The organism is Nocardioides sp. S5, assembly GCF_017310035.1.
Classification (GTDB): Bacteria; Actinomycetota; Actinomycetes; order Propionibacteriales; family Nocardioidaceae; genus Nocardioides.
Genome location: NZ_CP022296.1, coordinates 4,697,950 through 4,722,294, shown reverse-complemented (window position 1 = coordinate 4,722,294; position 24,345 = coordinate 4,697,950). Strand labels below are relative to the sequence as shown.

Here is a 24,345-nt window from a genome sequence, read left to right as displayed (position 1 = left end):
TCACCCTCTCCGGGCGAGGTAGAGCTGGAAGGCCTTGTAGATCGCCCGGTTGATCGGCAGGTCCCACTCGCCGGCGTACTCCACGGCCTCGCCGCCCGTGCCGACCTTGAACTGGATCAGTCCGACGTGCGGGTCGTCGGCGTCGAGGGTCTCGGTGATGCCGCGCAGGTCGTAGACGTGGGCGCCGGCGGCCAGCGCGTGGCGGATCATCGCCCACTGCACGCCGTTAGAGCCGCGGACGTCGCGCTTCTCGGTCGACGAGGCGCCGTAGGAGTACCAGGCGTGGGTGCCGACGCGGATCGCGATCGTCGCCGCGACCAGGTCGCCCTCGTGGCGGGCCAGCCAGAGCTGGATCCGGTCGGGGTCCTCGGCGGCCAGGGCGTCGTACATCGTCTCGAAGTAGGACAGCGGGCGCGGGGTGAAGTGGTCGCGCTCCGCGGTGTGGGCGTAGAGGTCGTGGAAGGCCTTGAGGTCGGCGCGCTCGCCCAGGGCGACCTCGACGCCGGCCTTGTCGGCCTTCTTGATGTTGCGGCGCCACAGCTGGTTCATGCCCGAGAGGACGTCGGCCTCGGTCCGCGGCGCGCCCTCGGCGTCGACCAGCGGGATCTGGAAGTTGAACTGCGGCTGCCCGGCGGAGAAGCCGCCCTCGGTGCCCTGCTGCTGCCAGCCGAGCTCGTGGAGCTGGGCGATCACGCACGCGCCGTCCTGGGACCGCTCGAGGGGAGGCGCGTCACCGAGGCGGCGTACGGACTCGTCGGCGATGCCGGCCTTGACCTGCTCGGCCGACCAGCGGCGCGTCACCACCGGCGGACCCATCCGGACCGCGAAGGCACCCTGCGCCTTGAGGTGCGCGACGAGCGGGGTGAGCCAGGACTCGAGGTCGTCGCCCGACCAGTCGATCACCGGCCCCTCGGGCAGGTAGGCGAGGTAGCGCCTGACCTTGGGCAGCTGGCGGTAGAGGACGAGGCCGACGCCGACCAGCTCGCCGCCGCGCGACCAGCCCACCGACTCCGAGCGCCACTCGGACTTCACGCTCGCCCAGGCGGGCGTCTGGAGGAAGCTGGCGGACGACCGGCCAGCGATGAACTCGCGGTGCTCGTGCGCGGAGATCGGGCGCAGCGTCAGGGGGGTCGTCACCCCGAGAAGGCTACAAGGGGCCAGGCACGACCCCCGTACGTGTCTGGCCCCTTCGTGACTACAGACGCGCGAGGGACGCATTCGGTTGCACGTCGGGCGGAAATTCTGTCAAGAAGTTCTTGCGCGCCCTTGGTGCGGTCCTCAGAGGTGCTCGCGCAGCCAGGCGAAGTCGGCGACGTGCTCGGCCGCGCCGCCCGGCGTCTCGCAGATCACCGGAGCGCCGGCCTCGCGGACCACGCCGGCGAACTCGTCGGCGGGCAGGCGGCCCTGGCCGAAGTTGGCATGGCGGTCGGCACCGGAGTCGAAGTCGTCGCGGGAGTCGTTGGCGTGCACCAGGTCGATGCGCCCGGTGATCGCACGGATCCGCTCGACCGCGTCGCCGAGAGCGATGCCTCCGGCCCAGGCGTGGCAGGTGTCGAGGCAGAACCCGACCTGCTCGGACCCCTCGGCCGAGGAGATCGCGTCCCAGACCCCGGCGATGCGGTCGAGGTGGCGGGCCATCGCGTTGTCGCCACCGGCGGTGTTCTCGATGAGGAGGGGGACCTTGAGGTCGGTGGCCTCGATCGCCTTGCGCCAGTTGTCGAAGCCGACGGCCGGGTCGTCAGACTTGTTGACGTGGCCGCCGTGGACGATGAGCCCCTTCGCGCCGATCGCGGCTGCGGCGTCCATGTGCTGCTGGAGCAGCTTGCGGCTCGGGATCCGGATCCGGTTGTTGGTCGTGGCGACGTTGACGATGTAGGGGGCGTGGACGTAGAGGTCGACGCCCGCCTCCTCCGCCGCCGCGCGCAGCCCCTCGGGACCACCCTCGAATCGCACCTCGGGACCCTTGTAGCCCTGCGGGTCGCCGAGGAAGAACTGCACCAGCGACGTCCCCCGGGCGACCGCCTCGGCGACCGGGTCGGTCTGGTCGACGTGGGCCCCGACGGGGAGTGCGGACTGCTGGGTGCTCATGGTGTCCAGCCTAGGAGGACGCACAGACAGCCGACGACCACACCGACCAGGCCGGCAACTGCGGCCCAGCCCGCCCAGTCGACGTCCGCGCGGGCCGACGGCGTACGCCGCCGACGCGGGGCCGGCCCGAGCCGGTCGGGGACCGGCGGCGGGTCCGCGTCCGGCACCGGCAGCCGGCGCAGCAGCCGCAGCGCCGCCTCCGCGCTGGCCAGGCGCTGCTCGGGGTCGGGCACCAGCAGCCGCTCGACGAGCGGGCGGAGCGGGTGGGACGGGACGTCGCCCTGGTGGGCCGGCGGCAGGCCGGTGATCAGCTCGAGGGCCACCCGGCCCACGGCGTAGAGGTCCTGCGTGGGCTCGGGCGGCGCGCCGCGCGCCTGCTCGGGGGCCATGTAGCCGTCGGTGCCGATCGCCCCGGGGACCGTGGTGAAGCGGCGGTCGGCGATCGGGGCCGCCACGCCGAAGTCGCCGAGCCGCAGGTGCAGCTCGTCGTCACCGGTCGCCTCGAGGAGCAGGTTGGCGGGCTTGACGTCGCGGTGCACCAGTCCGGCGGCGTGCACGGCGGCCAGGCCGGTGAGCAGCTGCTCGAGCAGGAGCGCGACCGTGCCGGTGTCGAGCGGACCGTGCTCGCGCAGCAGGTCGGCGACGGAGCCTCCCGCCACCAGGTCCATGGCCAGCACCACCAGGTCGTCCTCGGCCGCCCAGCCCTGGGGCGCGACCACGTGCGGATGGCGTACGCGCACCGCCTGCTCGCGCACGAAGCGCGCCAGGAGCGCCGAGCTGTGCCGGCCGAGCACCTTCACCGCGACGTGGCAGTGCGTGCGCTCGTCGTACGCCCTCCAGACCGAGCCCATCCCGCCGGTGCCGACCTGGTCGAGCAGGACGTAGCGCCCCGCCACGACGGCGGAGGCGCGGGACGGTGCTGGTGCTGGCACCGTTCGACGCTAGCGCCTCGCCGGCCCGCTCCGCCGGGCTCGTCCACAGGCCTTGCGGGCGGTCTCCCCAGCGATTCCGACGGGTGGCCCGCCCGCTGGTATCTTTCTCCGGTTGCCTCCGGGCGACACAGCACCACCAGCACCGACCCGCAACAAACGTGGCGCCACGACCCAACGTCGTACCTGCGCCGCGAACGCACAGTCCCTCCTGCCACGGAAAGCCCGTGGCCGCTCTAGCCCAGAGGAGGTGGAGACCGCTATGCGTGCCTATGAAGTGATGGTCATCCTCGACCCGAGTCTCGACGAGCGCACCATCGAGCCGTCGCTCGACAAGTACCTCAACGTGATCCGCAAGGACGGCGGCTCGGTCGAGTCCGTCGACGTGTGGGGTCGTCGCCGGATGGCGTACGAGATCAAGAAGAACGCCGAGGGCATCTACGCCGTCGTCCAGCTGACGGCCGAGCCCGCGACGGTCAAGGAGTTCGACCGCCAGCTCACGCTGAACGAGTCGATCCTGCGCACGAAGGTCATGCGTCCCGACGCCCACTGATCGCCTCACGGCATCTGTGGAAAGACACTTCCCGCTGTCGGTCGCTGCCTGTTTGATGGGCAGCGCACCGGGAGCACCCCCGGACCCACCGGCACAGCAGGACATTCTGAGGAGACCTGACATGGCAGGCGAGACCACGATCACCGTCGTCGGCAACCTGGTCGACGACCCGGAGCTGCGGTTCACCCCCTCGGGGGCACCCGTCGCCAACTTCCGGATCGCGTCGACCCCGCGCACCTTCGACCGCCAGAGCAACGAGTGGAAGGACGGCGACACGCTGTTCCTCTCCTGCGCTGTGTGGCGGCAGGCCGCGGAGAACGTCGCCGAGTCCCTCCAGAGGGGCATGCGCGTGATCGTCCAGGGTCGCCTGAAGTCGCGTCAGTACGAGACCCGCGAGGGTGAGAAGCGCACCGTCTTCGAGATCGACGTCGAGGAGGTCGGCCCGTCGCTGCGCTCCGCATCGGCCAAGGTCACCAAGACGACCCGGTCCGGCGGCGGTGGCGGCGGCTACTCGGGTGGCGGCGGCGGTGGCGGTCAGTCCGCGCCGGCCGGCAACGACCCGTGGGCCAGCCCTGCGCCCTCGCAGTCCGGTGGCGGCGGCGGCAACTGGGGCGGCCAGCCCCAGGGCGGCCAGCCCCAGGGTGGCGGCCAGTCCGCCCCGCCGAACGACCCGTGGGCCACGCCCGGGGTCTCCGGCGGGAACGACGAGCCTCCGTTCTGATGAGCGACCCACTGCCGAGCGAAGCGAGGCAGTGACAAGTCGCCAGGTCGAGTAGCCCGCACGGCTGAGCTTGCGAAGCCGTGAATGGGCGTATCGAGACCCCTCAGCCCAGGTTCCCCGGGGGGACCGAGCAAGACATCCATCACCATTCCGTCCCTGACTTGCCTCAGGGCCGGGCTCACTGAAAGGGAGCACCACAATGGCCAAGGCAATTCTGCGCAAGCCCAAGAAGAAGGTTTGCCAGTTCTGCAAGGAGAAGGCGACCGGTGTCGACTACAAGGACACCACCCTGCTCCGCAAGTTCATCTCCGACCGCGGCAAGATCCGCGCCCGTCGCGTGACCGGCAACTGCGTCCAGCACCAGCGCGACGTGGCCATCGCCGTCAAGAACGCGCGCGAGCTCGCCCTGCTGCCCTACACGTCCACCGGTCGCTGAGAGGAGCACGAGACATGAAGCTCATCCTGACGCAGGAAGTCGACGGCCTCGGCGCCCCCGGCGACGTGGTCGAGGTCAAGGACGGCTACGGCCGCAACTACCTCGTTCCCCGTGGCCTGGGCATCCGCTGGAGCCGCGGCGGCGAGAAGACCATCGAGTCGATCAAGGCTGCCCGCACCGCCCGTGCGGTCCGCGACGCGGACCACGCCAAGGAGGTCAAGACCAAGCTCGAGGCCAACGCGGTCAACGTGAAGGTCCGTGCCGGCGAGGGCGGTCGCCTGTTCGGCGCCGTCACCACCTCGGAGATCGCCGACGCGATCACCGAGGTCTCCGGCGAGAAGGTCGACCGCCGCACGATCGTCGTGACGAACCCGATCAAGACGCTCGGCGCCCACGAGGTGTCGGTCAAGCTGCACGACGAGGTGTCCGCCACGGTGGCCCTCAACGTCGTCCCGGCCTGACCTCCGACTGACGCACGCACGCCGGCCCGCCACCTCCTCGGAGGTGGCGGGCCGTCGTGCGTCTGCTACTCGGTGGGCTCGTCGCAGAGCGTGGGCGGCTGGCTCCCGCCCGAGTGGTACTCGTAGGCCTGCCCGGCCACGCGGAGCGTGATCCGGAGGCCGTCGACGAGGGCCTGGGTGTACATCTCGTCCGGCTTCGCGCAGCCGCGGCTGCCGTCGCGCCAGGTGACCTCCTCGGTGGTGACCACCTCCACCTCCTCGGGGGCCACGCCGAGGGTGGTGGACAGGTCCTCGACTGCGCGCACGACATCGGGCGGCGCGCTCGACGGCGGGGACGACGACGGGCTGGTGTCCACGGCTGTCTCCTCGCCGTTCGGGGGTGGGGTGGTGCCGCCACAGGCGGCCACCAGCACGGGGACGACCAGGAGCAGGCCGAGTCGGCGCAGGTGCATCACCCCAGTCTGACGCGCCCCCTCCCGCAGGCGTTCCGCGGACGACGAAGGGGCCGGCGGTAGGTGCTACTGCGCGGCGGGGAACCTGTTCGGCCGCGCCACCACCGCGTCGACCACGACCGGCTTGTTGCTCAGCGACTCGATGACGACCTTGCCCTTGCGCACGCCGGAGTAGCGGTCGAGGACGGTGATCTCCTTCATCGCGGCGGGCTTGCCGGCGAGGTTGACCACGTGCCAGTCGCGCTTCCCGACGCGGAGCCGCACCTTGCCGAAGCCGCGACCGGTCGAGGCGAGCAGCCGCAGCTCGCCGACCGTGGCCCGGGGGAGCACCAGGCGCGCCCCGCGGCGGGTGGCCCGCAGCGCGTCGCCGCGGACGTAGTCGTCGCCGCGGACCGTCCGCCATCCGCGCTGCCGGCGGAGCTCGGTCGGGACGTAGAACTCGACCGGCTCCGACCATGCGCTGGCGTTGCCGGCGCGGTCCACCGAGCGCGCGCTGAAGCGGTGCCGCCCCGCAGCTGGCGTCGCCAGCTCGAAGCGGCCGCCGGTGCACGGGACCGCCCGGTCGTTGTCGCGGCACTCGAAGGACGAGCCGCGCTCGCTGCTGTTGATCCGGATCGGCACCGTGCTGGAGGTGACCACCGGCTGGGTCGGTGTCTGCTCGTCGTACGCCGTGCTCGTGACGAAGACGAAGGGCGTCGACGTGTCCTGGGTCCAGGCGAGCGTCGCGGGCGTCGGGTCCAGGTCGGGGGTGTCGGCCACGGTGCCCAGTGCCAGCGGGCTGTCGGGGTCGCGGGCGGCGTCGCCGAGGTCGACGGCGCGGGCCTGGAAGGCGTACGAGCCGTCCGGCAGGCCGGCGTACGTCACGGGGCTGGTGCACGCGCGCCAGTCGTGGGCCTGCGCCGGGCCGGCCAGGGTGCACTCGAGACCGAAGGGACCGGTGTCGCCGTCGGAGACCTGCGCGCCGACCGTGAAGGTCATCGTGGACGCGGCCAGGAAGCCGGCGGCGTTGGGCGTGGTCGAGGCGGCGAGCGTCGTCCCGGGTGGGGTGGAGTCGTCGCAGCCGTCGGAGAGCGGCAGCCCCGGGATCGGTCCCGGCGGCGGTGTCTCGTCGAGGCAGCCCGGGGTCGCGGCGGCCGGGGCGGCGGCCAGCGGCACGAGTGCTCCCGTCAGCAGCGTGAGCAGGGCCAGTCGGACGGCGGTGCGGTGTCGGTGCATGGGTCCCCCCCAGGTCATCGGTCCTCGGTCTAACGAGGCACGGGCGTCCCGGTCACGAGCCAGTGGTCCCCGCGGGCGCGCCACGACAGCAGCACCCCGCGGGCGCCCATGAAGACGACGGTCATCGCGACCCACACGGCGACCAGGCCGTGCGGGAGCGTGGCCGCCCAGAGCGCGGCAGGGGCGTACGCCGCCAGGACGACGAGGCCGGCCCATGCGAGGAAGGCACCGTCGCCGGCGCCGATGAGCACCCCGTCGAGGACGAAGACGACCCCGGCCAGGGGCTGGCCGAGGGCGGCGACGAGCAGCACCGGGACGAGCAGCGCGCGCACCTCGGGGTCGCTGGTGAAGAGCGCGCCGACGAAGGGTGACACCGCGGCCAGCAGCAGGCCCGCGACGATGCCGCTGCCCCACCCCCATCGGATCATCCGGCGGGTCAGCTGCCGCGTGCCGTCGACGTCGCCGCTGCCAAGCGCGCGCCCGGTGAGCGCCTGTGCGGCGATCGCGATGGCGTCGAGGGCGAAGGCGAGGAAGGTCCACAGCGTGATGGCGATCTGGTGGGTCGCGATGCTGACGTCAGCACCCTGGGTGCCGACCCGGGTGACGGCGTACGTCCCGACGAGCAGGCAGGCGCGCAGCGCGAGGGTGCGCACCACCAGTGCGATCGCGGCGTGCGCGGAGGCGAGGATCCCCGCGCGGTCCGGGCTGAGCGGGGCGTCGTGCTCGCGGGCGGCGCGCACCACCACGGCCACCAGCCAGGCGGCGGAGAGGACCTGGGCGATCACCGAACCGATCGCCGAGCCGGCGATGCCGAGGTCGAGGCCGTAGACGAGGAACACGTTGAGGACGATGTTGAGCGCGTTGCCGGCGACGGCCACCTTCAGCGGCGTACGCGTGTCCTGCAGCCCGCGCAGCACGCCGGTCGTGGCCAGCATGACCAGCAGCGGGGTGGTGCCGAGGAACGCGATGGCCAGGTAGGTCTCGGCGTGGCCGGCCACCTCTCCGCCGGTGTCGAAGGCGCCGACGAGCGCCGGGGTGAGGAGCACGCCGCCGACCGTGGCGACGGTCCCGATGAGGACGGCCAGCCAGACCCCGTCGACGCCCTGGGCGAGGGCGGCGCGCAGGTCGCCGGCGCCGAGGTGGCGCGCGACGCTCGCAGTGGTGCCGTAGGCGAGGAAGACGCAGAGGCCGACCACGGTCTGGAGGATCACCGCCGCGACCCCGAGGCCGGCGAGCTCGGGGGTGCCGAGGTGGCCGACGACAGCTGCGTCGGAGAGCAGGAAGAGCGGCTCGGCGACGAGGGCGAGGAACGCCGGAACGGCCAGGCGCAGGATCTCCCGGTCGACGGCCTTCACGCAGCACAGGGTAGGTGCGCACCGGAGCGGGCGCCCGAACGGTCCGCACCCTCCCGGGGGTGGAAATACCCATCCGGATGGGGAGTGACCCCGAACACACCTCACCCCGGCCCCGTCTGGAGCCTGGGCTGCCCGGGTGGAGCACCTTCCGAAGGCCCCGGGTCGACATCAAGGAGTTATCGCTCATGACACGACCCACCAAGCGGCACGGGGCTGTGGCCCTGGCGTGCGCCGGAGGCCTGCTGACCACGGTCGGCCTCGCCGGCGTAGGCCCGCTGGGCGCCAGCGCGTCCAGCCACCGCGAGGCGCCGCTCATCTCGGGCACCCCGCAGTACGACGGCACGGACCTGTACGCCTTCCGCAGCCCGGAGAAGCAGAACAGCGTCACGCTGGTCGCCAACTGGCTGCCCTTCGAGGAGCCGGCCGGCGGTCCGAACTTCTACAGCTTCGCGACCGACGCGCAGTACGACATCCACGTCGACAACAACGCCGATGCCAAGCCTGACGTGACCTTCCGGTGGACGTTCAAGGACCACTACGTCACCAAGGACACGTTCCTCGCCGCCACCGGCCCGGTCACGTCCCTGGCCGACAAGGACCTGAACTACTACCAGACCTACCGCCTGGTCCGGATCAACAAGTCCGGCAAGACGAAGGTCATCGTCAAGAAGAAGCGGGTCGCCCCGTCGAACATCGGCAAGGCGTCCATGCCCGACTACGAGGCGCTGCGCGAGCAGGCCACCACGAGCCCGGTGAAGAACGTCAAGTCCTTCGCCGGCCAGGCCGAGGACCCGTTCTTCCTCGACCTGCGGGTCTTCGACCTGCTCTACGGCGGTGACCTCTCCGAGTCCGGTGACGACACGCTCGCCGGCTTCAACGTCCAGTCGGTCGCGCTCCAGGTGCCCCAGAGGTGGATCGCGAAGAACCAGGACGCGAAGAAGAACCCGGTCATCGGCACCTGGACCACGACGCAGAAGAAGGGCGCCAACGGCAGGTTCCAGCAGGTCTCGCGCCTGGGCAACCCGCTGGTCAACGAGGTCGTCATCCCACTGAAGCTCAAGGACGCGTTCAACGCCTCCAAGCCCACGCAGGACGGCGCCGCGCTGAAGTACGTCACCAACCCCGAGCTGCCCAAGCTCGTCGAGGCCGTCTACGGCATCGACGCGCCGGCGACCCCGCGCAACGACCTCGTGTCGGTGTTCCTCACGGGCGTCAAGGGCCTCAACAAGGCCAAGGGCAAGGTCACGCCCAGTGAGCAGCTGCGCCTGAACATGTCGACCCCGGTCACCGCGGAGCCCAACCGGCTCGGCGTGATCGGTGGCGACACGCAGGGCTTCCCCAACGGCCGCCGGCTCGGTGACGACGTCATCGACATCGCGCTCCAGGTCGTCGAGGGCGAGCTCGTGGGCTCGGCGAACGACCTCGGTGACGGCGTCGACGCCAACGACGCCGCGTTCAGCGGGACGTTCCCCTACCTGGCCCTCCCGGCCAGCGGCAGCAACGCCGACCCGCACCCGTCCGCGGGCGGCTCGGCGAACAAGCAGTCCTCGACCGAGGGCCTGCTGCAGAGCGTCGTCCCGGGTCGCAAGAGCTCCGTCGCGTTCATCGGTGTGGGCCTCCTGGCCCTCATCGGTGGCATCGGCGGCGCTGCGCGACGCACCCGCAAGGACTGACCGCACCACCGGCTCGGCCGCGCGGCGACTCGTCGCGCGGCCGGGCCGCACCACCGCTCCCACCGAAAGGACGTCCCCGTGCGCAGGAGCCTGATCGTCATCGGCGTCGGACTCGTCCTGGGTGTCTCGGGCGGCATCGGCGTGGCCACCACGTCGTCGCCGTCGACCGCCCCGCCGGCAGCGGCCGTCCCGCGCGTGGTCCCCGACTCCGGCCAGGACCTCGAGGCCAGCATCGCCGCGCTGCAGGACACCCTGCGCCGGGTGCCGGCCGACCACGTCTCGTGGGCCAACCTCGCCGTGGCGTACGTCGAGCAGGCCCGCGTGTCCGGCAACGCCACCTTCTACGACAAGGCCGACGAGGCCGTCGCACGCTCCTTCGAGCTCGAGCCGGACGAGAACTTCACCGCCCTGGCTGCCAGCGCCGCGATCTCCGCTGCCCGCCACGACTTCACCGACGCGCTGGCCAGCGCCGACGAGGCGCTCGCGGTCAACCCGCGCGACCTCGGCGCCCTCGCCGTGCGCGTCGACGCCCTCAACGAGCTCGGCAGGTACGACGAGCAGATGCAGGCGCTGCGCACCGCCGACCGGCTCCAGCCCAGCACGGCCGTCTCGGCCCGCTACTCCTACGCCTTCGAGCTGCGCGGCGACCTCGACCGGGCCGGCGCGCTGCTGCGGCGTACGGCCCAGGTCGGCTCGCGTGCCGACCAGGCCTACACGCTCACCCTCTACGCCGACATCCTGCGCAAGCAGGGCCGCCTCGCCGAGGCCTCTCGTCGTCTCGCCGTCGCGCAGGAGGCCGTGCCGGACCACCTGCCCGCCCTCGTCTCGACCGCCCGCCTCCAGGTCGCGCAGGGAGACCTGGAGGCTGCCGTCGCGACCTGGCAGGAGGTGGCCGCGCGCCAGCCGCTGCCGGAGTACCTCACCGAGCTCGGCGAGCTCCTGCTCCACCTGGGCCGCACCGACGAGGCCGACGCGCAGTTCGCGGTCGTCCGCACCACCATCGACCTGCTCTCCGCGAGCGGCGTGGGCACCGACCTGGAGACCGCGCTCTTCGAGGCCGACCACGGGTCCGCCGAGCGGGCGCTGACCCAGGCGCAGGCGGAGTGGGACCAGCGCCGAAGCGTCCACGTCGCCGACGCCCTGGCCTGGGCGCTGCACCGCAGCGGCCGCGACCGCGAGGCACTCCCGATCGCCCGGCAGGCCACCCGGCTCGGCTCGCCCGAGGCGCGGTTCTGGATCCACCGCGGCACGATCGAGGCCGGCCTCGGGATGACTGCCGACGCCCGCACCCATCTGCGCCGCGGGCTGGACCTCGACCCGGGCCTGTCCCCGTGGCAGCGCGCGGAGGCCGAGTCGGTGCTGGCCGGTCTGGACCCGGGACCGGAGCCGCGCCGATGAGGACGCTCGTACGTGTGCTGCTGGCCCTGGGCGCGCTCCTCGCGTGCCTGGTCGTCACCGCGGCGCCGGCCTCGGCCCACCCGCTGGGCAACTTCACCGTCAACCGCTACACCGGCATCCTCGTCTCACCCGACGGCGTCGAGGTGGATCACGTGGTCGACCTCGCCGAGATCCCGACGGCCCAGCTCGGCGACGCGATCGACGACCTGCCGGCGCTGGCCGCACGCGAGTGCGCCACGACCACCGACGGGCTGGCCGTCACGGCCGGCGGCGACGGCGTACGCCTCGAGGTGGAGGACGTGACCGCGTCGGTCTCCGACGGCGAGGGCGGGCTGCCGGTCACCCGCATCACCTGCCGCTACTCCGGCGCCGCCGACATCGGCGCCGGCGAGGTCACCTTCGAGGACTCGACCGCCCCGGGCTCCGTGGGCTGGCGCGAGGTCACCGCGGTCGGTGACCGGATGACGCTCACGAGCGCGGACGTCCCGTCGGTCAGCGCCAGCGAACGCCTCACGTCCTACCCCGAGGACCTGCTCGAGTCCCCGCTGGACGTCACCTCCGCGACGCTCGTCGTCGCCACCGGCGGTCCCGCGGGCGAGCTGCCCGGCACCGGGGACGACGGGCCGGGTGCCTCCGACGGCTCCTGGCTGTCGTCGCGGGCCACCGGCCTGCTCGGTGACAACGGATGGTTGGCCGCGGGCCTGGCCGTCCTCGCGGCGCTCGCCCTGGGTGCGACGCACGCGCTCTCGCCCGGGCACGGGAAGACCGTCATGGCGTTCTACCTCACCCAGCGCGGGGACTCCTCGGTCCGCTCGGCGCTCGCGGTGGGCAGCGCGGTGACGGTGGCGCACACCGGCTCGGTGCTGCTGCTGGGCCTGCTGGTCTCGCTCAGCAGTGCGTTCGTGCCGGCGCGGATCTATCCCTGGCTCACCCTCGCCACCGGCCTGCTGATCGTGGGCCTCGGGCTCTACCTGCTGGCCCAGCTGCGCTCGGGCGGGGGCCACGGCCACGGGCACGGGCACGGGCACGGGCACGGGCACGGGCACGGACACGGCCACGGGCACGGCCACGGGCACGGGCACGACGAGCACGCGCCGGCCGCTCCCGCCGGGACGACGACCGCCACCGCGACGGTCGTCGAGGCCCCGGCCGCGGTGGAGCCCGAGGCCACGCCCGGCCGCGGGGGCGTGTGGGTGATGGGCCTGGTCGGCGGTCTCGTCCCGAGCCCCTCGGCCCTGCTGCTGCTCCTGGCCGCCGTCGCCCTGGGGCGTCCGTGGTTCGGGTTCGTGCTGGTGCTGGCCTTCGGGGTCGGCATGGCCGTCGCGCTCGCCGCGGTCGGTCTGCTCGCCCGCGACCTGGTGCTGCGGCTCGAGGGCCTGGCCCTGCGCCGCGGCTTCCTCGGCGGCCAGGTGCGCACCTACCTGAGGTACGGCGCCGCGCTGGGTATCTGCGCGGTCGGCCTCGGCGTCGTGGTCCGCACGCTGCTGCAGCTCTGAGGCCCATACGATCGAGTGCCACCGCGTGTACATAGCTCGTTCGGGCTACCTGTGAATGGCGGTGTGGATGAGGGCGTCGTGGTTCTGCGTCACGGCGCCGTGTCGACAAAGCAACAGGCGTCTCCCAGATGGCGGACAGGTGAACACACAGGTCGGGCAGATTGTTTTCCTGCACAGCGTGTGCACGACGTCTTCGCAGGTCAGAGCGCTGGTGAGGATCGGCGGGCCGACTTTCTCCACAGGCCTGTCCACGGTCTGTGCACCGCGGTCGGCGTGTCCTCCACGTCTGTGCCCATGTTCTCCACAGAGCCTGTGGACAACGGGCCTCCGTCGGCTTCCCCCGGACGCCCGGCACGACGTACGGTCTCGCGCGACCAGTGATTCGAGCTGGGGTCCCGCACGTGCGTCGTCGACCGTGGATGTCGGTGGTCGCGCCTAGCGTCGTGGGCAGTCACAGCTGAGGGGAGCACCGGTGAGCATCACCTTCGAGGGCGACACCGACGAGGCCTGGGGCGACGGCCCGGCGGCCTACGAGCCCGGCGACGCGCCGCGCTCCGCCGGCGACCGCACGCCCCCGCAGGACAACGCCGCCGAGCAGAGCGTGCTCGGCTCGATGCTGCTCTCCAAGGACGCGATCGCCGACGTCGTCGACGTCATCAAGGGCGTGGACTACTACCGCCCCGCCCACGAGATCATCCACGACGCGATCATCGACCTCTACGGCCGCGGTGAGCCGGCCGACCCGATCACCGTGGCTGCGGAGCTGACCAAGCGCGGCGAGCTCCAGCGCATCGGTGGCGCCCCCTACCTCCACACGCTGTCGGCCAACGTGCCGATCGCGGCCAACGCCGGCTACTACGCCGAGATCGTGCGCGACAAGGCGATCCTGCGCCGCCTCGTCGAGGCCGGCACCCGCATCGCCGCCCTCGGCTACGCCGGCGAGGGCCAGATCGACGACGTGGTCGACCACGCCCAGGCCGAGGTCTACAAGGTCACCGACCGGCGTGCAGCCGTCGACTACGCGCCGCTGAGCGACATCATGAGCGGCGTCCTCGACGAGATCGAGGCGATCGGCAACCGCGAGGCCGGCCTCTACGGCGTGCCCACCGGCTTCGCCGACCTCGACGACCTGACCAACGGCCTGCACTCGGGGCAGATGATCATCGTCGCGGCGCGTCCTGCCATGGGGAAGGCGCTGGCGCTCGACACGCCCCTCCCGACGCCGACCGGCTGGACCACCATGGGCGAGGTCCGGGTCGGCGACCAGCTCTACGACGCAGACGGTCGTCCCACCCGGGTCGTGGCCGCGACCGACGTCATGCTCGATCGACCGTGCTACGAGGTCACCTTCTCCGACGGCTCGGTGATCGTCGCCGACGGCGAGCACCAGTGGCTGACCGAGACGCGCGCGGCCAGGAAGTCACGCTGGGCGGCGGACCACCACTACAACCGGTCGAAGAATCAGCGCATCCACGCCTCCGTGGTGACCACGGAGGAGATCGCCCGCACGGTGCGAGTCGGGGCGGAGCAGCGCGCCAACCACGCCGTGCTCAACGCGGGTGCCCTGACGGGCCACGACGGCCGTCTCCCGATCGACCCCTACGTCCTCGGGGCATGGCTGGGTGATGGTCACAGCGCCGGCGGCCGCATCACCTGCGAGACCCCCGAGATCCCGATGCGGATCGAGGGCCGCGGCTACGTCGTCACGTCGCAGGGCAACATGCTCTACAGCATCCGGACGTCTCGGTCCGCAGCTCCGGAGCCAGGCGTGTGCCCCGACTGCAGCGGTGTCATGCACGGGACCTATCTCTGCAGCCCGTGCCAGCAGGACCACGGGTCCTTCACTGCTCTCCTGCGCACGGTCGGCGTGCTGAACGACAAGCACGTTCCAAGCGTCTACCTGCGCGCCTCCGAGGAGGCCCGCCGGGACCTGCTCGCCGGGCTGCTCGACACCGACGGCACCGTGGTCAAGGGGGTGGGTTCCGTGCAGTTCGCGGTGACCAGCGAGCGGCTGGCCGACACCGTCCACGAGCTCGTCGTGAGCCTGGGCTACCGGTGCGGACGTACGACGAAGCGGGTGAAGGGGCGCTCGGAAGAGTCCTCCACGTGTCACATCCTCAACTTCTCGACGGTCGATGACGTGTTCAAGCTGGAGCGCAAGGCCCTGCTCCACAAGGAGGAGCGTCCGACGTCCACCGTCCGCATCGGCAAGCGCTACATCACATCCGTGCAGCGCATCGAGTCCGTGCCCGTCCGGTGCGTGCAGGTCGACAACGAGGATCACCTCTACCTCGCCGGGCGATCGATGATCCCCACGCACAACTCGACCCTGGCTCTGGACTTCTGCCGCGCGGCGTCGATCCACAACAACCTCACCAGCTGCTTCTTCAGCCTCGAGATGACGCGCTCGGAGATCATGATGCGCCTGCTCTCGGCCGAGGCGAAGGTGCCGCTCAACCACATCCGCAACGGCACGATGCGCGACGACGACTGGGAGAAGCTGGCCCGCAAGATGGGCCAGGTGTCGGGGGCGCCGATGTTCATCGACGACAGCCCCAACATGACGATGATGGAGATCCGGGCCAAGGCGCGCCGGCTCAAGCAGCGCCACGACCTCAAGCTCATCGTCATCGACTACATGCAGCTGATGAGCTCGGGCAAGAAGGTCGAGTCCCGCCAGCTCGAGGTCTCGGAGTTCTCCCGCAACATCAAGCTCCTCGCCAAGGAGCTCGAGCTGCCGATCATCGCGCTCTCCCAGCTCAACCGTGGTCCCGAGCAGCGCGGCGACAAGCGCCCGATGATGAGCGACCTGCGTGAGTCCGGGTCGCTGGAGCAGGACGCCGACATGGTGATCCTGCTGCACCGCGACGACGTCTACGAGAAGGAGTCGACCCGCCCGGGCGAGGCCGACCTGATCGTGGCCAAGCACCGCAACGGCCCGACCCGCGACCTCACCGTCGCCTTCCAGGGCCACTACTCGCGCTTCGTGGACATGGCTCAGGGCTGACTGCGACACACGTTCCACAACGTTGCACTCTCATCATGCATCGAACCGGTGCGCGACCTGGGTCTTCGACACCCATCCGCTTCCTCACTTCTGCATTGACCGCACTCCCAGCAGAACTCGTGCTCCGGCACGATGACCCGGTGGAGACCTTCAAACGGACGCCCATGCAACTGTTCAACCTTCCGCAGCACTTCGTCATCTCCCTGTTCCAGCGCCCATGCGTGTGGATGGAAGACGAGCAGTGGGACTTTGCGGAAGGACATCCGCCGGGTCGATGACCTCCGGATCGGAGAGCCCCACCTGTACCCCCAACACTTCCTGGGGCCGATGGTTCTCCAAGCACACGACGCGGGCAGCAACCGTGTCACCACAGGGCGAGAGTCGGCTAGAGGTGTGACACCTCAACAACGACCATGAGGCGTTCGACGAAGTTATGGGCGCTGAGTCCCCGGTTGACTGCTCGACTCTCGAGCACCACGAGTCCCGGGTCGTGGAGCCGTCGTCCGTCGTCTTCCACCACGCTCGCGCTCGAAGTTTCGTAGTCTGCAGGCCGGACACGCTTGATGGAGGAAACATGACAAGGCAGAGCCGCTGGTCGGCTGCTATCACGTTGTTCATGATGGCGGCATTCGGGGTCGGCGGCTCCGTTCCCGCTCAGGCCGCAACCCCCGGCAGCATTTCTGGAGTGCTGACGGCGGTGGACGGATCCCCTGCGGCGGGGGTGACGGTGGAGGCTCTGCGTTTCGTTCCCATGACAAGTTCGTGGAACCGGGTTCAGACCGTTCTGTCCGATGCGCAAGGCAACTACACGGTGCCTGGCCTGGAAGCGGACTCCTACCGCCTCCACTTCCAGGAGAAGTGCCCGACTGTGCGCGGCGAGTACTTCGGTGGTGGAACCTACGAATCGTCGCCGGTCGTCGCAGTGGCTGATGGAGAAGCCGTGAGCGGCAAGGACGTGCGCTTCAAAGGGTGCAGCTTCACCAACTTGACGCCGCCGACCATCAGCGGCACGGCTGTCGTAGGGGGCGTGCTCATGGCACATCCCGGCACCTGGGAACCGAGCACCACGTACAACGTGTCCTACGACTGGCTGGTCGATGGTGTGGCCGTCCGCCTGGGCTCGAACAGTGCTTTCGAACCTGCCAAGGAGCACGTTGGCAAGAACATTTCCGTCCGCGTGCGTGTCTTCACCTCGGCTCCGGGCTGGAGCAATGGCGAAGCAACCTCAGCGGCTGTTGGGCCGGTCCTGGCGGCCGCCGTTGGGCCGACGTCGCCGGTCAACTCGACCCGTCCCAAGATCCGCGGAAAGGCTCAGGTCGGTCGCACGTTGAAAGTCTCGAAAGGCACTTGGTCACCCGCATCGGGCGTGACCTTGAAGTACCAGTGGCTTGCCAACGGCAAGAAGATCAGGAGGGCCACGAAGCCCACGTTCACAGTCTCCCGAGTGGTGAAGGGCAAGCGACTCCAAGTACGCGTGACCGCGACGGTGCCCGGTGCTCCGCCGCGGACCGTCATGACCCGTGCCACGCCCAAGGTAGTTGCCTGACGAAAGCGGTTGCGAAGCACAGCGCCTGAGCGACGGCTGGATTGCACGTTGGCTCATCGTCTGCAGACGTCTGTGTGCGGGAGATCCTCGCTGCCCGCATGGTCGAACAGGTGTTCTATTCTTGACCGGTGCCCCGACAGCCCCCGTTCCACGTGTGGGTGGACCTGACCGGTCGGTGGTCTGTGCCAGCGCCTGGCGTACTGCTTGCCTGGAGGCACTCTGATCGCCGAGGTTGGGAGGCGTGGGTGGTGCGCGTCGAGTCGTACTCGACCGGCACGGGGTCCGAGGTGCTCCTGTCGCAGTCGTGGGTGTCGGCCGCCCTGGTGCGCCCCGCGGACTGCCACCGTGCGGGATGAACGCGATCGACACCCGCGGTTCCGTCGTGCTCGGCCTACCTCTCGGTCGTGTCAGCTCAGTCGAACCTGACGAAGGCCCGCAGCGACCCGTGGTCGAGGTCGCGGACCTCCGCGAAGCCGAGCGACTCGTAGAACGCGCGCTGACCAGGCTCGTCGTCGGTCAGCAGCACCTTCTGGCGCACCTGCTCGAAGGGCGCCATCACCTCGGTCACCAGGCGCTTGCCCAGGCCACCGCCCTGCTCCTCGGGGTGGACCAGCACGTCCTGGAGGTAGGCGATCGTCGCCCCGTCGCTGACCACGCGGGCGAGCCCGACGAGCCGGCCCTCGCGTCGGGCGGTGACCACGTGTGCGGAGCCTCGCACCGCCCGCTCGAGGGTGTCGAGGTCGCGGGTGTAGGCCGCCCACCCGACGGCGTCGTACAGGCCGGCGAGCTCGTCGCGGCCGGGGATCTGCGCTGTGGAGGTCTCGATCGTCACGGCCGGATCCTCGACGGCGTGGGCCTGCCTCCGGAACCAGGTTGTCCCGGGTGTCGCGCTCCGAGCTCGAGGACGGTCGTGATGTTCGCTCCGTGGGGCCCGGGCTCCTGCCGCTCGACCTCGGTGAAGCCGAGCTTCGAGAGCACGCGGCGCGATGCGGCGTTCCAGTCCCACACGTCGGCCCACAGTCGGGGGTAGCCGTTCTCGCGGGCCCAGTCGACGACGGCTTGGGCCGCCTCGGTGGCGTAGCCCCGCCCGTGAGCGGCGGCGAGGAGCTCGTAGGCGAGCTCGGGCTCGTCCGGGGGTCGGCCGTGGACGGCGAAGAGCCCGCAGTAGCCGACGACCTCTCCGGTCCCGCGGACCTCGACGGCGAGGACGGTGAGGCCGGCTGCAAGGGCCTCGTCGCGCAGCTGTGCGGCGATGTCCTCGACGGTCGGGCGGTCGTCGGCGTCGACGCGCCGGCGGGCCGGGACGCGTGGGTCGCGCTCGACCCACAGCTGGCGATAGACCGACGCCTCGCCCTCCAACCGGGGCCGGAGGACGAGGCGTGCGGTCTCGAGGTGGCGGAGCACCGGAAGTCCGGTCATGCCCGCCAGTGTGTCAGCGGTTCGGCGAGGCCGGGGGAGGCATGTGCTGCGTGGCCTCGGGGTCGTACGACGAACCGGTGGTGTTGGCCGTGGACGTCGACGTCCAGTCAGTGCCGGTGCTGCTGCCGGTGCTGCTGGTGCTGTAGCCGTTGCCCGTGCCGGAGCCGGTGTGCTGGCCGACCTCGTCGCGGGCACGGTCGGCGCCCACACGAGCGTCCTGCTTGGCCTGGCTCGCGGCGTTCGAACCCTTGTCGCGGGCCTGGCGCAGCAGGTCGGCGGCGATGTCGCGACCACCGAGGCCGAAGGCCAGGGCGAGGCCCAGGGCCAGGGCGAACATGATGGCGGTGAAGGCGATCCGCACGATCTCGGGAGCGATCTGGAGCTGCTCGAGGATCATGAAGAACGCGATCGTCATGATGACCGCCGGAGCGACGGCGCCGACCACCTTGCCGGTGGGGGTGTCACCCATGAAGCGGGCGACGGCGCCGGCGATCGCGCCGGAGAGCAGCGCGGCGACGATGAAGATCACGATGGCCACGATGACGTTGGGCAGGTAGGCCAGGACGTCGTTCATGAAGCCGGTGGCGGCCGGGATGCCGAGCGCCCCGATCGCGGTCGTGATGAAGAAGATGAAGATGAGCCAGAAGACGACGCGGGCGATGCCGTTGGCCGCGGAGGCGCCCGGCAGGACCGCGTCGACGTAGCGGTTGGCGGAGCTCTCGTGGAGTCGCCGGTCGATGCCGACCTTCTCCAGGAGCTTGCCGACCACGCCGGCGACGACCTTCGCCACGATGTAGCCGACCAGCAGGATGACGACGAATCCCAGCAGGTTGGGCAGGAAGTCGAAGAACCCGTCGGTCGCGTTCTGGAAGCTGTCACCGATGTCCATGGGGGGTGTCCTTTCGTTCGGTACCTCCGACTTTGGTCGCAGGCCAGCCCTCCCAACACCTCCCGACGGACGACATATCTGGCGCACTTCGGGGTAGGACCACCCTCAGGGAGGACGTCGAGGACGAGCTCGCACCCGCCACGACCACCGGTGCAGGCGTCCTACGCCGGCACCGCCACCTCGCCGTAGAGCGTCGTGCGCTGGCGCAGCGGACGCCCGGCCTCGCGGGCGATCGCGGCCAGGTCGTCGGGCGTCAGCCCCTGGCCGTGGCTCGCGCCCGCGGCGCGGCTGATGTTCTCGTCCATGAGCGTCCCCCCGAGGTCGTCCACGCCCGCGGTCAGCAGCTGCCCGGCGCCGACCGGACCGAGCTTGACCCACGACGCCTGCACGTGGTCGATGTCGTCGGCGTACGCGATGCGGGCCACCGCGTGCACGAGGACGGTCTCGCGCCACGTCGGACCGCGACGAGCACCGCGCTTGAGGTAGATCGGGGCCGCCATGTGCACGAAGGGCAGCCCGACGAACTCGGTGAAGCCGCCGGTCTCGCGCTGGAGCGCCCGGGTGCGGAGCAGGTGGCGCACCCAGTGGCGCGGGTGCTCGACCGAGCCGAACATCATCGTCACGTTGCTGCGCAGCCCCACGGAGTGGGCGACGCGGTGCACGTCGAGCCACTCCTCGGTGGTGACCTTGTCGGGGCACAGCACCGCACGGATCTCGTCGTCGAGGATCTCTGCGGCGGTGCCCGGCAGTGACCGCAGGCCCGCGTCCTTGAGCCGGAGCAGGTAGCTCTCGAGCGGCTCCTCGAGGCGCCGCGAGCCCTCGAGGACCTCCAGCGCGGTGAAGCCGTGGATGTGGATGTCGGGGACCCGCTCGTGCACGGCGCGGGTGACGTCGACGTAGAAGTTGCCGTCGAAGCTCGGGTGGATGCCGCCCTGGAGGCACACCTCCGTCGCGCCGAGCGCCGCCGCCTCCTCGCTGCGGTCGGCGACGTCGTCGAGGGTGAGGAGGTAGGGCTTGCCGCGCAGGTTCAGCGACAGCGGTCCCTTGGAGAAGCCGCAGAACGTGCACTTGTAGGTGCAGACGTTGGTGTAGTTGATGTTGCGGTTGACGACGTAGGTCACCTCGTCGCCGACCACGCGCCGGCGGACCTCGTCGGCGAGCTCCGCGACGGCGCCGACCTCGCGCCCGCGCGCGGCGAAGAGCACCTCGAGCTCCTCGGCACCCGGGTCCTGCCCGAGGCGTACGCCGTCCAGCACCTCGCGCACCCGGCCGGTCACCGCGCTACCACGCGCGGGCACGAGCGTGGCGGGGTCGACGCCGGCGCCGGAGAACCACGTCGTGGAGCGCCGGCCGACCTGCACGACCTCGGCTCCGGTGCCGACGTTGGCGGCGTCGCGGTGGCGCTCGGGCCACAGCGCGCCGGGGTCGTCGCGCGCCAGCAGCTCGGCGTCGGCGCGGTCGAGCACCGGGAAGCGCACGGCCTGGTCGAGCCAGCGCTCGGGCTCCGCGGCGTGCTCGGGGTAGATCGTGAGCCGCGGTGCGAGCTCGTGGCCCGCCGCCTCGGTGGCCGCCCCCAGCGTCTCGAGCGAAGGCCAGGGGCGCTCGGGGTTGACGTGGTCGGCCGTCACCGGCGAGACCCCGCCCCAGTCGTCGATGCCGGCGGCGAGCAGTCCCGCGAGCTCCTCGGGCGCGGAGAGGTTGGGCGGCGCCTGGAGGTGCACGTCGTCGGGCAGCACCAGGCGGGCCAGCGCGATCGCGCGGATGTGGTCCTCGTGCGGGCACGGGGCGGCGTCGCGCATCGCCGTGCCCGGCTTGGGCAGGAAGTTCTGCACGATCACCTCCTGCACGTGCCCGTGCTCCAGGTGCGCGGCGGCAATGGCCTCCAGCGCCTCGACGCGGTCGGCCTCGGTCTCGCCGATCCCGACCAGGATGCCGGTGGTGAAGGGGATCGCCAGGCGTCCGGCGAGGTCGAGGGTGGCGAGGCGGCGGGCCGGCTCCTTGTCGGGCGCGCCGCGGTGGGCGGCCAGGTCGGGCCGCAGGCTCTCAACCATCATCCCCTGCGACGCGCACGACGTACGCAGTGCGGCGAGGTCGTCGCGACCGATCGCCCCGGCGTTGGCGTGCGGCAGGAGGCCGGTCTCGGCGAGCACCAGGGCGCTCGCCTCGGCGAGGTAGGACACCGTGGACGCGTGGCCGTGGGCGGCGAGCCACTCGGCAGCCGCGGGGTAGCGCAGCTCGGGCGCCTCGCCGAGGGTGAAGAGCGCCTCGTGGCAGCCCGCGGCGGCGCCCTGGCGGGCGATCGCCAGCACCTCGTCGAGCGAGAGGTAGGGCGCGGTGGCGGTGCGGGGGGACTCGGCGAAGGTGCAGTAGCCGCAGCGGTCGCGGCACAGCTTCGTCAGCGGGATGAAGACCTTCGGCGAGTAGGTGACGCGGGTGCCGAAGAGCGCGTCGCGGCGCTGCGAGGCACGGTCGAGGAGCTCGGCGGTCGAGAGCTCGGTCAGCGCGGTCATGCGGTCTCCCCGGGGTGCATGCACCCAGTGTGGGGGTGGGCCCTCACTGAGCGGCCAACGGATTCTCAACAGGGCCACAACGAGTCGTCACGGACCCGTGACCTGCGCAGGCCCGTGTGGTGTCCTTCACACATGAGCCAGCCCGCTGCCGAGCGCGTCGTCGACGCGAAGGCGCCGGTCGTGCTCGTGGTCGACGACGACGAGGCGATCCGCACCGTGGTGCGCTGGCAGCTCGACGACGCCGGCTTCCAGGTGGTGGAGGCCGACGACGGCCCGACGGCGCTGCGTCGCATCCGCGACGACCACCCGACCCTCGTCGTGCTCGACCTCTCGCTGCCCGGCCTCGGCGGCCTCGACGTGCTGCGCTCGGTGCGTGGTGGGAAGACCGGCCGCTCGGACACCCCGATCATCGTGCTGTCGGGCCGCAACGGCGAGACCGACCGCATCGTCGGCCTCGACCTCGGTGCCGACGACTACCTCGTCAAGCCGTTCTCGCCCGGCGAGCTCGCGGCCCGGGTGCGGTCGGTGCTGCGTCGCGCCTCGCCGGAGCTCGCCGACGAGGCGATCACCGTCGGCGAGCTGCGCATCGAGCCCGCGAGCCGTCGCGTCGTGCTCGGGGACACCGACGTCGACCTCACGCCCAAGGAGTTCGACCTGCTCGCCTTCCTGGCCACCCACCCGCGCCACGTGTTCACCCGCGGCCAGCTCCTCGACCGGGTCTGGAACTCCTCCTCGGAGTGGCTCGGTGAGGCGACGGTGACCGAGCACGTCCACCGGCTCAGGCTCAAGCTCGAGGCCGACCCGTCACACCCCCGGCTCCTGCGCACGGTGCGCGGGGTGGGCTACCAGCTCGTGGACGAGCCGTGATCGCGCTCGAGCCGGGACCGCCGTACGCCGAGCTAAGGCCCGAGGACGTGCGCGAGCTGATGGACCGCCAGACCGCGGTGCTCGAGCTCATCGCCCGCGCGGCCCCCCTGGCCGAGGTGCTCACCGGCATCCTGACCTCGCTGGAGGACCTGATGCCGGGCGCCCGCTGCTCGGTGCTCCTGCTCGACCACGAGCACGGCACCCTGCACCACGGAGCCGCGCCGAGCCTCCCGCCCGCCTACGTCGCTGCGATCGACGGGATCGCCATCGGCGAGGGAGCCGGATCCTGCGGGACCGCCGCGGCCCTCAACGCGCCGGTCGTGGCCACCGACGTGCTCACCGACGTGCGGTGGGTCCGCTATCGCGACATCGCCGTCGCCGCGGGCCTGCGCAGCTGCTGGTCCACGCCCATCGACGGCGGCGACGGGCGACCGGTCGGCACGTTCGCGGTCTACCACAGCCGCCCACACGGTCCCTCGAGCCGGGAGCAGCTCCTCGTGGACCGCTTCACCCATCTCGCCTCGATCGCGATCGGCCACGCCCACCTGCTCGAGGACGGCCGCGCACGGCTGGAGGCCGAGACGGCCCGCCGCACGGCCGAGGAGCTCTCGCACGCGAAGTCCGAGCTGCTCGCTGCCGTCGGCCACGAGGCGCGTACGCCGATCCAGGCCATCGTCGGCTTCGCCGAGCTGCTCGGCACGATGGACCTCGACGAGGCCCGCCGTCGTGAGGCGTTGGCCCACATCGGCGCCGCAGCCGGGCACGTCATGGACCTGTTGTCCGACGTCCTCGACATGAGTCGTCTCGAGGCCAACGCGCTGCCGCTGGGCCGTGAGCCGGTGCTGGTCCGCGACGTCGTCGTCGAGGTCCTCGGCCTGCTGTCCACCAAGGCCGCGCAACGCCGGGTCACCCTCGAGCACCACCTCGGCGACGAGGTTGTGCTGGCCGACCGTCGGCGTCTGCGCCAGGTCGTGCTCAACCTCGTCGCCAACGCGATCCGCCACGGCCACACCGGTGGTCGCGTCGAGGTGCGGGTCGGCCCGTCCGACGCCGACGCCGTCGTGGTCCTCGTCGACGACGACGGCCCGGGCATCCCGTCCGACCTCCTCGGCTGGATCTTCACGCCGTTCGCCCGCGGCGCCGCGCCACGGTGTACGCCGACCGCTGCCGCGGACGAGGGCGCCCAGGAGGAGAGCATCGGGCTCGGCCTGGGGCTGGCCCACGGGCTGGCGCGGGCGATGGGCGGCGACCTGGATGTGGCTCGGTCGGGGCCGTCGGGCACCTCGATGCGGCTGCTCCTGCCGCGGGCCGACGCGGTGGGGGCCTGAGG

The 24,345-nt window shown here is 71.4% G+C and carries 21 protein-coding genes; 11 read left to right on the top strand and 10 right to left on the bottom strand.

Annotated features, from left to right (window positions below; all coding sequences use genetic code 11):
• The 3 genes from CFI00_RS23270 to CFI00_RS23260 form a co-directional block, all read right to left on the bottom strand.
• Positions 1 to 1,137: a peptidoglycan bridge formation glycyltransferase FemA/FemB family protein gene (locus CFI00_RS23270; protein WP_242532600.1), complete on the bottom strand. Its 1,137-nt coding sequence runs from the start codon at positions 1,135 to 1,137 to the stop codon at positions 1 to 3.
• A gap of 141 nt (positions 1,138 to 1,278) precedes the next feature.
• The gene (locus CFI00_RS23265; RefSeq protein ID WP_207083296.1) at positions 1,279 to 2,088 is read right to left on the bottom strand and encodes a deoxyribonuclease IV; all 810 of its coding nucleotides are present in this window, start codon (positions 2,086 to 2,088) and stop codon (positions 1,279 to 1,281) included.
• Positions 2,085 to 3,020, bottom strand: a complete 936-nt coding sequence (locus tag CFI00_RS23260) for a serine/threonine-protein kinase (protein ID WP_242532599.1) — start codon at positions 3,018 to 3,020, stop codon at positions 2,085 to 2,087. The genes CFI00_RS23265 and CFI00_RS23260 overlap by 4 nt, the downstream gene beginning before the upstream one ends.
• A 259-nt stretch (positions 3,021 to 3,279) precedes the next feature.
• Between CFI00_RS23260 and rpsF the strand changes: the two genes are divergently transcribed.
• The 4 genes from rpsF to rplI all read left to right on the top strand — a co-directional run bounded on the left by rpsF (position 3,280) and on the right by rplI (position 5,188).
• The gene (gene rpsF, locus CFI00_RS23255) at positions 3,280 to 3,570 is read left to right on the top strand and encodes a 30S ribosomal protein S6 (RefSeq protein WP_129479120.1); all 291 of its coding nucleotides are present in this window, start codon (positions 3,280 to 3,282) and stop codon (positions 3,568 to 3,570) included.
• Positions 3,571 to 3,691: 121 nt separating this feature from the next.
• On the top strand, positions 3,692 to 4,291 hold the full coding sequence (locus CFI00_RS23250) for a single-stranded DNA-binding protein (RefSeq protein ID WP_207083295.1): 600 nt from the start codon (positions 3,692 to 3,694) through the stop codon (positions 4,289 to 4,291).
• A gap of 199 nt (positions 4,292 to 4,490) precedes the next feature.
• Complete coding sequence (rpsR, locus tag CFI00_RS23245) at positions 4,491 to 4,727, top strand: 30S ribosomal protein S18 (protein ID WP_056603689.1); 237 nt, start codon at positions 4,491 to 4,493, stop codon at positions 4,725 to 4,727.
• 14 nt (positions 4,728 to 4,741) lie between these two features.
• Positions 4,742 to 5,188, top strand: a complete 447-nt coding sequence (rplI, locus tag CFI00_RS23240; RefSeq protein ID WP_207083294.1) for a 50S ribosomal protein L9 — start codon at positions 4,742 to 4,744, stop codon at positions 5,186 to 5,188.
• A gap of 65 nt (positions 5,189 to 5,253) precedes the next feature.
• On the opposite strand, the gene CFI00_RS23235 is transcribed toward rplI, so the two are convergent.
• From CFI00_RS23235 to CFI00_RS23225, 3 genes are all read right to left on the bottom strand, one after another.
• Complete coding sequence (locus tag CFI00_RS23235; protein ID WP_207083293.1) at positions 5,254 to 5,640, bottom strand: hypothetical protein; 387 nt, start codon at positions 5,638 to 5,640, stop codon at positions 5,254 to 5,256.
• Between the two features lie 66 nt (positions 5,641 to 5,706).
• Positions 5,707 to 6,855 carry a hypothetical protein gene (locus CFI00_RS23230; protein ID WP_207083292.1) on the bottom strand — a complete coding sequence of 383 codons (1,149 nt, stop codon included), beginning with the start codon at positions 6,853 to 6,855 and terminating at the stop codon, positions 5,707 to 5,709.
• Positions 6,856 to 6,884: 29 nt separating this feature from the next.
• Complete coding sequence (locus CFI00_RS23225; RefSeq protein WP_207083291.1) at positions 6,885 to 8,210, bottom strand: MATE family efflux transporter; 1,326 nt, start codon at positions 8,208 to 8,210, stop codon at positions 6,885 to 6,887.
• Between the two features lie 185 nt (positions 8,211 to 8,395).
• On the opposite strand from CFI00_RS23225, the gene CFI00_RS23220 reads away from it, so the two are divergent.
• From CFI00_RS23220 to CFI00_RS23200, 5 genes are all read left to right on the top strand, one after another.
• Positions 8,396 to 9,883, top strand: a complete 1,488-nt coding sequence (locus CFI00_RS23220) for a DUF4331 domain-containing protein (protein WP_207083290.1) — start codon at positions 8,396 to 8,398, stop codon at positions 9,881 to 9,883.
• Positions 9,884 to 9,961: 78 nt separating this feature from the next.
• The gene (locus CFI00_RS23215) at positions 9,962 to 11,281 is read left to right on the top strand and encodes a tetratricopeptide repeat protein (RefSeq protein WP_207083289.1); all 1,320 of its coding nucleotides are present in this window, start codon (positions 9,962 to 9,964) and stop codon (positions 11,279 to 11,281) included.
• Positions 11,278 to 12,777, top strand: a complete 1,500-nt coding sequence (locus CFI00_RS23210; RefSeq protein ID WP_207083288.1) for a hypothetical protein — start codon at positions 11,278 to 11,280, stop codon at positions 12,775 to 12,777. The genes CFI00_RS23215 and CFI00_RS23210 overlap by 4 nt, the downstream gene beginning before the upstream one ends.
• Before the next feature lie 478 nt (positions 12,778 to 13,255).
• Positions 13,256 to 15,784 (top strand): replicative DNA helicase, encoded by a 2,529-nt coding sequence (dnaB, locus tag CFI00_RS23205; RefSeq protein ID WP_347401907.1) that lies wholly within the window; start codon positions 13,256 to 13,258, stop codon positions 15,782 to 15,784.
• 574 nt (positions 15,785 to 16,358) lie between these two features.
• Entirely contained in the window at positions 16,359 to 17,330 is a 972-nt protein-coding gene (locus CFI00_RS23200) for a carboxypeptidase regulatory-like domain-containing protein (RefSeq protein WP_207083287.1), read from the top strand.
• Between the two features lie 412 nt (positions 17,331 to 17,742).
• On the opposite strand, the gene CFI00_RS23195 is transcribed toward CFI00_RS23200, so the two are convergent.
• From CFI00_RS23195 to cofH, 4 genes are all read right to left on the bottom strand, one after another.
• Complete coding sequence (locus CFI00_RS23195; protein ID WP_242532598.1) at positions 17,743 to 18,162, bottom strand: GNAT family N-acetyltransferase; 420 nt, start codon at positions 18,160 to 18,162, stop codon at positions 17,743 to 17,745.
• The gene (locus tag CFI00_RS23190; RefSeq protein WP_207083286.1) at positions 18,159 to 18,749 is read right to left on the bottom strand and encodes a GNAT family N-acetyltransferase; all 591 of its coding nucleotides are present in this window, start codon (positions 18,747 to 18,749) and stop codon (positions 18,159 to 18,161) included. Before CFI00_RS23190 ends, CFI00_RS23195 begins: the two co-directional genes overlap by 4 nt.
• Positions 18,750 to 18,762: 13 nt before the next feature.
• Positions 18,763 to 19,638: a hypothetical protein gene (locus CFI00_RS23185; RefSeq protein WP_207083285.1), complete on the bottom strand. Its 876-nt coding sequence runs from the start codon at positions 19,636 to 19,638 to the stop codon at positions 18,763 to 18,765.
• A gap of 161 nt (positions 19,639 to 19,799) precedes the next feature.
• Positions 19,800 to 22,148, bottom strand: a complete 2,349-nt coding sequence (gene cofH, locus CFI00_RS23180; RefSeq protein WP_207083284.1) for a 5-amino-6-(D-ribitylamino)uracil--L-tyrosine 4-hydroxyphenyl transferase CofH — start codon at positions 22,146 to 22,148, stop codon at positions 19,800 to 19,802.
• 132 nt (positions 22,149 to 22,280) lie between these two features.
• On the opposite strand from cofH, the gene CFI00_RS23175 reads away from it, so the two are divergent.
• Both CFI00_RS23175 and CFI00_RS23170 read left to right on the top strand, forming a co-directional pair.
• Complete coding sequence (locus CFI00_RS23175) at positions 22,281 to 23,015, top strand: response regulator (protein ID WP_207083283.1); 735 nt, start codon at positions 22,281 to 22,283, stop codon at positions 23,013 to 23,015.
• Positions 23,012 to 24,343, top strand: coding sequence for a GAF domain-containing sensor histidine kinase (locus CFI00_RS23170; RefSeq protein WP_207083282.1), 1,332 nt, complete (start codon positions 23,012 to 23,014; stop codon positions 24,341 to 24,343). Before CFI00_RS23175 ends, CFI00_RS23170 begins: the two co-directional genes overlap by 4 nt.
• Positions 24,344 to 24,345 lie beyond the last annotated feature (2 nt).